Origin of the sequence: Thiohalobacter sp. COW1, assembly GCF_016629505.1 — a bacterium.
Classification (GTDB): domain Bacteria; phylum Pseudomonadota; class Gammaproteobacteria; order Thiohalobacterales; family Thiohalobacteraceae; genus Thiohalobacter; species Thiohalobacter thiocyanaticus_A.
Genome location: NZ_AP024239.1, coordinates 3,388,630 through 3,400,622 on the forward strand (window position 1 = coordinate 3,388,630; position 11,993 = coordinate 3,400,622).

10 protein-coding genes are annotated in these 11,993 nt (G+C 65.4%); 6 read left to right on the top strand and 4 right to left on the bottom strand.

The annotated features are described in order from the left end of the window. Window positions 1–146 precede the first annotated feature (146 nt). The 3 genes from clpB (at window position 147) to COW1_RS16105 (ending at window position 4,671) form a co-directional block, all read left to right on the top strand. Window positions 147–2,747: an ATP-dependent chaperone ClpB gene (clpB, locus tag COW1_RS16095; RefSeq protein WP_096367026.1), complete on the top strand. Its 2,601-nt coding sequence runs from the start codon at window positions 147–149 to the stop codon at window positions 2,745–2,747. Window positions 2,748–3,141: 394 nt separating this feature from the next. Beyond that, complete coding sequence (locus tag COW1_RS16100) at window positions 3,142–4,305, top strand: alkaline phosphatase family protein (RefSeq protein WP_201344776.1); 1,164 nt, start codon at window positions 3,142–3,144, stop codon at window positions 4,303–4,305. A gap of 147 nt (window positions 4,306–4,452) precedes the next feature. Further along, window positions 4,453–4,671 (top strand): hypothetical protein, encoded by a 219-nt coding sequence (locus tag COW1_RS16105; protein WP_096367024.1) that lies wholly within the window; start codon window positions 4,453–4,455, stop codon window positions 4,669–4,671. Between the two features lie 94 nt (window positions 4,672–4,765). Here COW1_RS16105 and COW1_RS16110 read toward each other — a convergent pair whose 3' ends face one another. The 4 genes from COW1_RS16110 to COW1_RS16125 all read right to left on the bottom strand — a co-directional run bounded on the left by COW1_RS16110 (window position 4,766) and on the right by COW1_RS16125 (window position 9,117). Further along, the gene (locus COW1_RS16110) at window positions 4,766–5,605 is read right to left on the bottom strand and encodes an SDR family oxidoreductase (RefSeq protein WP_201344778.1); all 840 of its coding nucleotides are present in this window, start codon (window positions 5,603–5,605) and stop codon (window positions 4,766–4,768) included. 152 nt (window positions 5,606–5,757) lie between these two features. Then, window positions 5,758–6,408, bottom strand: coding sequence for a DUF1614 domain-containing protein (locus COW1_RS16115; protein ID WP_096367022.1), 651 nt, complete (start codon window positions 6,406–6,408; stop codon window positions 5,758–5,760). Beyond that, window positions 6,408–7,310 carry a ribose-phosphate diphosphokinase gene (locus COW1_RS16120; RefSeq protein ID WP_242466453.1) on the bottom strand — a complete coding sequence of 301 codons (903 nt, stop codon included), beginning with the start codon at window positions 7,308–7,310 and terminating at the stop codon, window positions 6,408–6,410. The genes COW1_RS16115 and COW1_RS16120 overlap by 1 nt, the downstream gene beginning before the upstream one ends. 241 nt (window positions 7,311–7,551) lie before the next feature. Then, window positions 7,552–9,117, bottom strand: coding sequence for a thymidine phosphorylase family protein (locus tag COW1_RS16125; protein ID WP_096367021.1), 1,566 nt, complete (start codon window positions 9,115–9,117; stop codon window positions 7,552–7,554). Window positions 9,118–9,438: 321 nt separating this feature from the next. Here COW1_RS16125 and pomA point away from each other — a divergent pair, with 321 nt between their 5' ends. From pomA to COW1_RS16140, 3 genes are read left to right on the top strand one after another with little or no spacing between them, the layout of a single operon-like run. Next, on the top strand, window positions 9,439–10,206 hold the full coding sequence (pomA, locus tag COW1_RS16130; RefSeq protein ID WP_096367020.1) for a flagellar motor protein PomA: 768 nt from the start codon (window positions 9,439–9,441) through the stop codon (window positions 10,204–10,206). A 30-nt stretch (window positions 10,207–10,236) separates the two neighbouring features. Continuing rightward, window positions 10,237–11,352, top strand: a complete 1,116-nt coding sequence (locus tag COW1_RS16135) for a MotB family protein (RefSeq protein ID WP_201344780.1) — start codon at window positions 10,237–10,239, stop codon at window positions 11,350–11,352. Window positions 11,353–11,369: 17 nt separating this feature from the next. Then, window positions 11,370–11,987, top strand: coding sequence for a PilZ domain-containing protein (locus tag COW1_RS16140; protein ID WP_096367018.1), 618 nt, complete (start codon window positions 11,370–11,372; stop codon window positions 11,985–11,987). Window positions 11,988–11,993 lie beyond the last annotated feature (6 nt).

An 11,993-nucleotide genomic window follows, 5' to 3' on the forward strand; every position in this document is an offset into this window, starting at 1 on the left:
TGAGTTGAATCAATGCGTTTCCGCCGCTATCTGCTATATCTGACAGAAAACAGGCCGCCGGGAGCCGCCAGCATGGCTTGAAATGTTCCCGTTGCCGCCCCATCTGTAGGGTAATCAGAAATCAGGCGAGTGGAGAGACGAAAATCATGCGGATGGACAAGCTGACCAGCAAGTTCCAGATGGCGCTGGCCGACGCCCAGAGCCTGGCCGTGGGCCAGGATCACCAGTTCATCGAACCGGTGCATGTGCTGATCGCGCTGCTGGACCAGGAGGGCGGTTCGGTCCGCCACCTGCTGACCCAGGCCGACGTCAATGTCAACCTGCTGCGCTCGCAGCTGGGCGAGGCACTGGAGAAACTGCCCCGGGTCGAGGGCAGCGCCGGCGAGGTGCACATCTCCAACGATCTGGGCCGGCTGCTCAATATCACCGACAAACTGGCCCAGCAGCGCAAGGATCAGTACATCTCCAGCGAGCTGTTCGTGCTGGCCGCGGTCGAGGACAAGGGCGCGGTCGGCGAACTGCTGCGCAAGGCCGGTGCCAGTAAGGGACTGCTCGAGCAGGCCGTCGACAACATGCGCGGTGGCGCCAGGGTCGACGACCCGAATGCCGAGGACCAGCGCCAGGCGCTGGAGAAATACACCATCGACATGACCGAGCGGGCCGAGCAGGGCAAGCTGGATCCGGTCATCGGCCGCGACGACGAGATCCGCCGCACCATCCAGGTGCTGCAGCGCCGCACCAAGAACAACCCGGTGCTGATCGGCGAGCCCGGCGTGGGCAAGACCGCCATTGTCGAGGGCCTGGCCCAGCGCATCGTCAATGGCGAGGTGCCGGACGGCATCAAGGGCAAGCGCCTGCTGTCCCTGGACATGGGCGCGCTGATCGCCGGGGCCAAGTTCCGCGGCGAGTTCGAGGAACGCCTCAAGGGCGTGCTCAACGACCTGGCCAAGCAGGAAGGCCAGGTCATCCTGTTCATCGATGAGCTGCACACCATGGTCGGCGCCGGCAAGGCCGAGGGCGCGATGGACGCCGGCAATATGCTCAAGCCCGCGCTGGCTCGCGGCGAGCTGCACTGCGTGGGTGCGACCACCCTGGATGAATACCGCAAGTACATCGAAAAGGACGCCGCCCTGGAACGTCGGTTCCAGAAGGTGCTGGTCGATGAACCCAGCGAGGAGGACACCATCGCCATCCTGCGCGGGCTGAAGGAGAAGTACGAGGTCCACCACGGGGTGGAGATCACCGATCCGGCCATCGTCGCCGCGGCCACCCTGTCGCACCGCTACATCACCGATCGCCAGCTGCCCGACAAGGCCATCGACCTGGTCGACGAGGCCGCCTCGCGCATCCGCATGGAGATCGACTCCAAACCCGAGGAGATGGATCGTCTGGAGCGGCGCATGATCCAGCTCAAGATCGAGCGCGAGGCGCTGAAGAAGGAAAGCGACGAGGCGTCCAGGAAGCGCCTGACCACGCTGGAGGAGGAGTTGGTTCGGCTGGAGCGCGAGTTCTCCGACCTGGAGGAGATCTGGAAGGCCGAGAAGGCCTCGGTCCAGGGCACCCATCATGTCAAGGAGGAACTGGAGCGCGCCCGCAAGGAACTGGAGACCGCCCAGCGTGCCGGGGATCTCACCCGCGCCGGCGAACTGCAGTACGGCAGGATCCCGGAGCTGCAGAAGCAGCTGGACCTGGCCACTCAGGCCGAGATGCAGGAGATGAAACTGCTGCGCAACCGCGTCACCGACGAGGAGATCGCCGAGGTGGTCTCCAAGTGGACCGGCATCCCGGTGTCCAAGATGCTGGAGGGCGAGCGCGAGAAGCTGCTGCGTATGGAGGAAGCCATCCGCGACCGCGTGGTGGGCCAGGACGAGGCGGTCAAGGCCGTCTCCGACGCCATCCGCCGCTCGCGCGCCGGCCTGTCGGATCCCAACCGGCCCAACGGCTCGTTCCTGTTCCTGGGTCCGACCGGTGTCGGCAAGACCGAGTTGACCAAGGCACTGGCCAATTTTCTGTTCGACACCGAAGAGGCCATGGTGCGCATCGACATGTCCGAGTTCATGGAGAAGCATTCGGTCGCGCGCCTGATCGGCGCCCCGCCCGGCTATGTCGGCTACGAGGAGGGCGGCTACCTGACCGAGGCGGTGCGCCGCAAGCCCTACTCGGTGATCCTGCTCGACGAGGTCGAGAAGGCGCATCCGGACGTGTTCAACGTGCTGCTGCAGGTGCTGGACGACGGGCGCCTGACCGACGGCCAGGGCCGGACCGTGGATTTCCGCAACACCGTGATCGTGATGACCTCCAACCTGGGCTCCGAGCAGATCCAGCAGCTGTCCGGCGAGGAGAACTACGACCGGATGAAGTCCGCCGTGATGGAGGTCGTGGGCGGCTACTTCCGGCCCGAGTTCATCAACCGCGTCGACGAGGTGGTGGTGTTCCATCCGCTGGGGCGCGAGCAGATCCGCGAGATCGCCAACATCCAGATCGATTACCTGCGCGCGCGCCTGGCCGACCGCGACATGGAGCTTGCGCTCAGCGATGCCGCGCTGGACAAGCTGGGCGAGGCCGGTTTCGATCCGGTCTACGGCGCCCGGCCGCTCAAGCGCGCTATCCAGCATCAGCTGGAGAACCCGCTGGCCCAGCATATCCTGGCCGGCGAGTTCGGTCCCGGGACCCGTATCGAGGTCGATGTGCGCGACGGCGAACTGGACTTCCACAAGACCGACAAGCAGGCCGCTTCGGCGGCCTGATGGCCGGATGTGTGCGGCATAGGTGAAAACTGCTTATGCGGCGGGTCCGACGCGCATTTGCGTCATTGCCGTAGGATGGGTGAAGCGCAGCGGAACCCATCATTGCCTGAGAAGCGATGGGTTACGCTGCGCTTCACCCATCCTACGGCGTCGGATTGTTTCAATAGATTTACCTGTCCGGACTTGATTTAGATCAGCGCAGGGTCTATCTAATATCTATACAGTTTGAACCTGGAAATGGTTGGAACTGTGAGACTCCTCCACCTGATACTGGTGACATTACCTCGCCAAGTCAGGCGTGCCCCGTGTCCCCCGCGGGGCTTTTTTTGTCTTGAGTGAGGAGTGAGGGGGGGGTGTCTTGAACCCGTTGCTGTCCCCGGCGTAAGGTGCCGGTATGATCAAGCCGGACTATCATGGCGGCAGCCTGGTGAACCTGATGCAGAGCCTGCGCGCCGCGCTGGGGACGGGCGGGTCGGATGCATGCCTGCCGCTGACCGGGCTGGACCTGAAGGAACTGGCGGCGGCCCGTCACATCCTGCTGGTCGTCATCGATGGCCTGGGCGAGAACGTACTGCGGCAGTTCCCCGATTCCAGCCTGGCCCGGGCCTCGCGCCGTATTCTGACCTCGGTGTTTCCCACCACTACCGCCAGCGCCATCACCAGCCTGCTCACCGGCCGGCCGCCGCGTCAGCATGCTGTGACCGGCTGGTTCCAGTGGCTGCGCGAGGCCGGGGTCGTCGCGACCATTCTGCCCTTCGTAACCCGGGCCGGCGGCGTGGATCTGCGCAAGCTGGGACTGTCGGTGCCGCAGGTGATCGACACCCGTCCCTTCCTGGCCGATGTCGAGCGGACCTGCCGTGCCTGGCTGCCCGAGGCCATTGTCAATTCCCCCTACAGTACCACCCTGACCGCGCCGGCCGTCCGCACCGGCTATGCCTCGCTGGAACGACTGGGCGAAGGCCTGGTGCAGCAGCTGCGCCTGCAGCCGGAACCGAGCCTGACCTGGATCTACTGGCCGGAACTCGACAGCTGTATGCATCATGAGGGCGTGGCCAGTCCCGCGACGGCGGTGCTGTTCGAGGCGCTTGATGAGTGGTGGGTCGGGTTGACGCGGGAGTTGGCCGGCACCGATAGCCTGGTGCTGTTGACCGCGGATCATGGCCACATCGATACGGCTGCGGATCGTCATGTGCGCCTGGAGCAGCATCCCGAACTGCGCGACTGCCTGACCCTGCCGTTGTGCGGTGAGCCGCGTGCGGCCAGTTGTTATGTGCGCCCGCGTGCCCGGCAGCGTTTCGAGGACTATGTCACCACCCAACTGGCCGGGTATTGCACCCTGCTGCCGGCCGCCGACCTGGTGGCGCAGGGCTGGCTGGGGCCGGGCGAGTCGCATCCGGAACTCGACAGCCGCCTGGGCGATTATGTGCTGCTGATGAAGGACAACTATGTCATCAAGGATACCCTGGGCGATGAAAGGCCTTTCAGCTTCGCCGGTGTGCACAGTGGTGCGAGTCGGGAGGAGATGGAGGTTCCGCTGATCGTTCAGCCGTGCGGGTGATGTGGGCAGCGGGCCTGATCCGGGTCGGTCCTCCTCAATGAAGTCATTGTGTTATACAGTCCTGCGGCAGCAATCCCAGCCGCCGTTAAAGCCTGCGGCCGGCCGGCCGTTAAACTCGGTAGACCCGCAGACCGCAGAGTAATCGCAATGGATATCAATGGCAGTGGCAGCAGCGTGATCGAATCCGTCATGCGCACGGCGGCTCCCGACACGGCCAGTGCCGTGAAGACGCTGAACAAGGCCGGCGAACTCCAGGCGCAGAGTGCCCGACAGCCGGTCGAGTCCGCACCGGAACCCGTCGCCCCGGAGCGCCCGGCCCCGGATCCCGAGGCCCGGGTCGGTCGCAATCTCGACGTCAGGGCCTGACCGTAGGATGGGTGGAGCGAAGCGCAACCCATCTTTTCCCGAGTGATTGAGGGGTTGCAGCGTCAGCGCCTGCCCCCATCCTGCATTTCCGTATTCATTCAATCCTTGCCAGCACCCGGTCCAGCATCCGGGCCGACAGCAGCCGTTTCAGATACCCGAACAGATATGTCGGCACGGTCACGTAATAACGCGGCCGCGGGCGTGGCTGTTCCAGAGCCAGGACCAGCTTGTCCAGCACCGCTTCGGGGCCCAGGGTGAAGGGTGCCGCCGGCCCCGCCCGGGTCAGGCGCTCCAGCACGGCGGCATAGGCCGCCCGGTGGGCGCTGTGCTCGCTGTCGATATGCTCGCGAAAGCGGGCCAGGGCGTTGGCCCGGAAGTTCGAGCGGATCGGGCCCGGTTCGATCAGTACGCAGTGGATGCCGCTGCCCTGCAGCTCCAGCCGCAGGGTGTCGTAGAAGCCTTCCAGCGCAAACTTGCTGGCGTTGTAGGCGCCGCGCCAGCGCAGCGCGACCAGCCCCAGTACCGAACTGTTCTGGATGATGCGGCCTTCACCGTGGCGGCGCATGGCGGGAATCAGGGCATTGGTCAGTTCCAGGGTGCCGAAGACATTGGTCTCGAACTGCCGGCGCAGTGCCTCCCGCGACAGATCCTCGACCGCGCCGGGCTGGCCGTAGCCGGCATTGTTGAACAGGCCGTAGAGACGACCGTCCGTGCGCGACAGCACCTCCTCTGCTGCTGCCCGGATGGAGGTGCTGTCGTCCAGATCCAGCTGCAGCGCCTCCAGGCCCTGAGCCTCCAGGCGTGCTGCATCTTCCGGTTTGCGCGCTGTCGCGAACACCCGGTAGCCGCGTGCCTGCAGCCCGGATGCGCAGTGTTCGCCGATGCCGCTGGAACAGCCGGTGATGAGGATGGGGCGGTTGCTGTTGTCTTTCATAGGTTATCCAGTGTCGGTCGGGGCGCGATCCGGTTTTCCGTCATCCCGGCGAAAGCCGGGATCCAGACACCGCTGTGGTCACTGGATTCCCGCCTTCGCGGGAATGACGGCTTTTTCGGTACTGTCGTCAATTCTTCCCGATCGTTGTGAGATTACGTCAGCAACACTGCAATGATGCCGGTAATGAAGATGCCGTCAAAGGTGCCGGCGCCGCCGATCGAGGCGATGGGAGTGGCGAGCCGGCGAATATCCCCCAGCCGCAGCAGGTCGGCGCCGACCAGCACCCCGAGGGTGCCGCCGATGTAGGCCAGCGGCGCGGCCTGTTCCAGGTCGATCAGCAGGGCGACCAGTGCAGCCGTGACCGGGGCGATGAAGATGGGCATGCCGATGCCCAGTCCGGCCACCGGCCGGCTGAAGGCGAAACTGATCAGGCTGACGGCGGCCACGGCCAGCAGGGCAGCGCCGAGGCTGACCGGCTGGGTCAGCAGCAGATAGAGCGAGAAGGCGACCGGGATCAGGCCGCCGCCCACATTGACTGCGACCAGGGTGGTGCCGGTGAAGGCCGGCGGGTGACGCAGAAAGCCGTGCGCCCACCAGCTGCGCGGCAGCGGTTCCACCCGGCCGGTGTCGATGCGCGCCAGGGGCAGATTGATCAGGCTGCCCAGGATGGAGGCGGTGAGCAGGATGAAACCGCCGGCAGGCGACAGGCCCAGTTTGTCGAAGGCGAGCGTGAGCGCGCCGACCTGGACCACCGCCAGCAGCAGCAGGAGCAGGAACAGAAAGGGCAGCAGGTGCAGCGGCATCAGGCCAGCCGGCGTTCGCGCAGGGCCGTGGCCAGCAGCGGTGCAAGCGGAATCACGTTGCTCGGGTGCGGGATGCTGTCAGTGCTCCAGACCCGGTGGATGCCGGCGGCCCGCAGCCGCTCCAGGGCATCGCCGGCGAACAGCGCATGGGTGAGGGCGGCATCCACCGAGCGCGCGCCGCGGGCCAGTATTGCGGCAGCGGTCTCGGCCAGGGTGTGGCCGGTACTGGCGATATCGTCGATCAGCACCACCTCGCGGCCGCTGAAGTCCCGCTCCGGCAGGGTGATGCGGACCTCCCGGTCGCCGCGACGCAGCTTGTGTGCCAGCGCCGCCTCGGCGCCGGCGGCCTGGGCGGCCTGGTCCAGCCACTGGGCGGATTCCTCGTCCGGTCCCAGCAGCAGCGGGTTCTCGCACCGGCCGGCGATGTAGGCGCCCAGCAGACCGGCGGCCGACAGGCTCAGCGCGGGTTCGACCGGTACGGCGTCGGCCAGATGATGCACCCGGTGCAGGTGCGGATCGACCGTGATCAGGGCGTTGATCTGGCCGGCCAGCCAGCGGCCGATGTGGGTCTGGCTGATGATCTCGCCGGGCTGGAAGGCCGTGTCCTGGCGCATGTAGCACAGGTAGGGCGCGACCAGGGTGATGTGCTGCACGCCGGCGGCGCGGGCGGCGGCGGTGACCAGCTGCAGCTCGACCAGCTTGTCATTCGGATAGTGCAGGCTGCGGTAGAGGAGCAGCCGCCGCGGCAGTTCCGCCGGCAGCCGCAGCCGGGATTCGCCGTCGGGAAAGACGTGGCGGTCGATGGCCGCGTGTTCGAGGCCGAGCGTTTCGGCCAGTGCTTGTGCCTGAGTTTGGCTGTCGGGGAAGCTCAGCAGCAGGGGTGTGCTCAACATCAGCTCCATTGCGAAATTTCATTGGCCACGGAAAACACGGAAAGCACGGACACTCCAATGATCAGCAACGTAGGTCGGGTTAGCCCGACAGGGCGTAACCCGACACTGGGCCGCGGTTGTGTCGGGTTACGCTGCGCTAACCCGACCTACATCTGGATTCCCGCCTTGGCGGGAATGACGGGAAGAAGGATAACCACAGTTTCCTTGATTATTGAAGTGTCCGTGCTTTCCGTGTATTCCGTGGCCGAAGTCAATTGAACGGCTCGATCTGGGCCGGCGGCGGATGATCGCCAAGGCTGTAGCCCGAGTCCCGTTCGCACAGCTGGCGGGCGAACTCGAAATCGGCCTTGACCTCGGCGTGGACGCGATACAGCGGCTCGCCCGCGCGCACCCGATCACCGACCTTGACCAGCAGATCCACGCCGGCACCCTTGCCCATGGGCGCGCCGGCCAGGCGGGCGATGCGGCCCAGGCGGTAGTTGTCGATGGCGGTGACGATGCCGTCCTCCCGCGCCTTGATCTCGAAATTCAGCGGCCCGGGTTCCAGGTCGGCCTCGCGGGCGCCCTGGGCGGCGATAATGGCCTGAAGCTTTTCCAGCGCCCGGCCCGATTCCAGGATGTCGCGGGCAATGGCGTAGCCGAAGCCGCCGCGCACGTCGGGGTCGAATTCCAGGATGCGCCCGGCCAGGTGCAGGGACTTCTGACGCAGATCGGCCGGGGCGTCGGGATCGTTCTCCAGCACCTGCAGCACGTCGCGTACCTCCAGCACCGGGCCGATGCCGCGCCCGACCGGCTGGCGGCCGTCGGTGATGACCACCTCCAGGTGGATGCCCAGGTGATCGCCGACGAATTCGAACAGCTTGCGCAGCGCCAGGGCCTGGCGCATGTGCCGGACCTTGGCGGTGGGGCCGACCGGGATGTCGATCAGCAGGTGGGTGGAGCCGGCGGCCAGTTTCTTGGACAGGATGGAGGCCACCATCAGGCCCTGCGAGTCCAGTCCCAGCGGGCGTTCCACCGAGATCAGGATGTCATCGACCGGCGCCAGGTGCGCGGTGCCGCCCCAGGCCAGGCAGCCGCGGTGCTGGTGGCCCAGGTGGTACAGCGCCTCGGGCGAGAGCTCGACGTTGGCCAGCACCTCCATGGTGTCGGCGGTGCCCGAGGGCGAGGTGATGGCGCGGCTGGAGGTCTTGGGGATGAGCATGCCGTGGGCGGCGATGATGGGTACGACCAGCATCGAGGTGCGGTTGCCGGGAATGCCACCGATGCAGTGCTTGTCGGCGACCAGCGGCTCCTCCCAGTTCAGCCGCTCGCCGGTCTCGAACATGGCGCGGGTCAGATACAGGATCTCGTCGCGGTCCAGTCCGGTCTGGCCGGAGGCGACCAGGAAGGCGGCCAGTTCGGTCTTGGAGTAGAGATGGTCGTTGATGTCGCGGGCGATGGCGGTGAAGTCCGCTTCGCCCAGGATCTCGCCGTTCATCTTGCGCCGTACGGCCTCCATCGAGCGCGGCGGCTCGGCATGGGCGGCGCTGACCCGGGCGCCGGCCTCGGCGCCGAACTGGGCGAAGGCCTGCTCCGACAGCCCCAGTTCGCCCGGATCGACGATGGCCTCGTCATCGACCACGTTGAGCACGGCCAGGATGCGGTGCTCGCCATGGCGGATCTGGATCTTGGACAGGGCCTGGAAACCCTCGGCCCGGTAGACGTGGCAGTCGCGGTGCAGATAGGCGACGTTCTCCCGGTAGGTGTCGATGGCGACCCGTTTCAGGGCCAGTTCGCCATTGTGCACCGGGCTGGCTTCAACCTTCTGTTTATTCATGCGTCCTTCCCGCTTGCGCCGGCACACATTGTAACCGATCCGCCCCGGCTCGGGTGCTGCGCCGCCCGCGTACGGCACGCATTTCCGCGCTCAAGAATACCCGGCGGGGGGCGATACAGGGTCAGGGACCGATGGATTTGTGGGTAAATCAATAAATTCATCGAATTCATATAGTTGAAGGGACCCAGGGAGACGGCCGCATGGGCCTGTCCAGGCTGGACACAGGGAACTGCCCGAATAATCCGGTCCACTGGCCCGCCCGCATGGGCGCGGGCCCCGTCCTGCTGTGCTTGATTTGACGCTACCCCGGAGAAACAGACAGTGGATCTCGCGACACTCATCGGTCTGATCGGCGCCATCGGCGTGATCACGGCGGCGATCTTCGTCGGCGGCAGCGCGCTGATCTTTCTCAATGTGCCGTCCTTCCTGATTGTGATGGGCGGCACCATGATGGCCGTGCTGGTGAAATTCCCCCTGGCGCATTTTCTGGGCGCCTTCAAGGTGGCGCTGAAGGCCTTCGTGCACAAGAGCGAGGACCCTGCCGATCTGATCCGTGAGGGCGTAGCCCTGGCCAATGTGGCGCGCAAGGAAGGCGTGCTGGGCCTGGAGAACCAGGAGATCAACAACCGCTTCCTGCGCCGCGGCATCAACTTCTGCGTCGACGGTCACGAGCCTGAGTTCGTGCGCAGTATGCTGAACAAGGACATCGACCTGACCATCGAGCGCCACGAGCGCGGTCAGGCCATCTTCAAGGCGATCGGCGATGTCGCGCCGGCCATGGGCATGATCGGCACCCTGATCGGCCTGGTGCAGATGCTCTCCTCCATGGACGATCCGAAGAAGATCGGTCCGGCCATGGCCATCGCTCTGCTTACCACGCTCTACGGTGCCATCATCGCCAATGCCATCGCCCTGCCCATCGCCGACAAGCTCGAGCACCGCACCATGGAGGAGCGGTTGAACAAGCAGCTGATCCTGGAGGCGATCAACGGCATTCAGGAAGGTATCAATCCCCGGGTCATGGAAGAACTGCTCAAGACCTATCTCCCGCCGAGTCAGCGGGAAGAGGAAGAGCAGGAAGCGGCCTGACAGGCGATTTGAGGCCAGGGGGCAGGTTGGATGGATACGGCAACGTCAAGGAAGAAGAAGAGCGCAGGCGCACCCGGCTGGGTGATGACCTTCGCCGACCTGATGTCGATCCTGCTGTCCTTCTTCGTGCTGCTGCTGTCGTTTTCCGAGATGGACGTGGCCAAGTACAAGCAGATCGCCGGCTCCATGCGCGAGGCCTTCGGCGTACAGCGCAAGTACCGGGTCAAGGAGCCGCCCAAGGGCATCAACGTCATCGCCAAGGAATTCAGCGCCGGTCGGCCGGACCCGACGCCCTTCAACGTCATGGAGCAGATGACCACCGACGAGATGAAGCGCAATCTCGATACCGGTGACAAACGGCTCAAGAAGAGCGACGGCGCCGAACAGCACAGCGACAGCGGCAAGGACGCTGCCGACCGCCACCGTGACGACGCGCTCAAGGCACTCGATGACCAGCTGGTGGTGATGCCGAAGGCGGAAGCCGAGGAAATCATCAAGGCGCGCGAGCGCGCCGAGCGTCGGCAGCGGCTGGAGCAGACAGCGGCGCAGATGCGCGCTGCGTTGGCAAAGGAGATCGAAGGCGGTCAGATCGACATCGAGACCGAAGACGAGAAGATCGTCATCCGCATCCGCGAGAAGGCTTCCTTCGCCTCCGGCGGGGTGGACCTGCGCGACAGCTTCCGGCCGGTGCTGGTGCGGGTGGCGCAGATTCTGCAGGAAACCCCGGGCCGGATCGCCATCGTGGGGCATACCGACAATGTGCCCATGGCCGAGGGTCTGTTCCGATCCAACTGGGATCTGTCGGCGGCGCGGGCGGTCTCGGTGCTGCACGGCATGCTGGAATCGGTACAACTGGATCCGGCGCGCTTCTCGGTGCAGGGCGCAGGCGAGACCCAGCCGCTGGTGGACAACGACACACCCGCCAACCGGGCCCGCAACCGCCGGGTGGAGATCATCCTCAGGCAGGGCGATGACCTGGAGGCCAGGAGCGGCATCAGCAGCGGGCTGATACCAGAGGCGGACTCCGGCCCCTTCACCGCGCCGCAGCCGACGGATGCGCCGGCCGCTGGAGCGAGCCCGGATGTTCCCGGGGAGGCGCCGGATGCGTCCTCGCCGGAGGACTCCTTCGTGCAACCGTCAGGCTGAATGCCGGAGCCAGTGCCATGGAACATGAAACCATAAAATCCGACGACCGCCGCGAGTACTTCCGGCTCGATGACGAGGTCCTGCTGGATTATGCGCGGGTCGACGAGACGCAGATCGCCGCGCTGCGGGAGCGGATCTTCGACCGGATCGTGGATCGCTTCACCGTGGCAGCGACCTTCGCCACCAGTTCGCGTACCATGTCGCGGATACTCAGCAGCTTCTCCGCCGGGCAGCCGGACCTGGCGCGATACCTCAAAATGATGGATCAGAAGCTCAATCAGCTGGCACGCCTGTTCGTCATCGAGGAGATGAACGCCGGTGAACACTCGGTCACCCAGGTCAATCTGAGCGCGGGGGGGTTGGTTTTCCCTTCGACCACCGAATTCAGTCCGGACGACATGCTGCAACTGCGCCTGGCCCTGCTGCCGGCCATGACGGGTATCCTGGCAATAGTGCGCGTGATCTATTGTGAACGCAGCGCCCAAGGCAACGGCCTGCCCTGGCAGGTGGCGGTGGAGTACGAATATATCCGGGAAAGTGATCGTGACCTGATCGCCAGCCACATCATGGCGCGTGAGGCGGAACGGCTGCGCGAACGTCGCGAGCAGGAACAGGAAGGCGGTAACGGAGAATGAAACTGC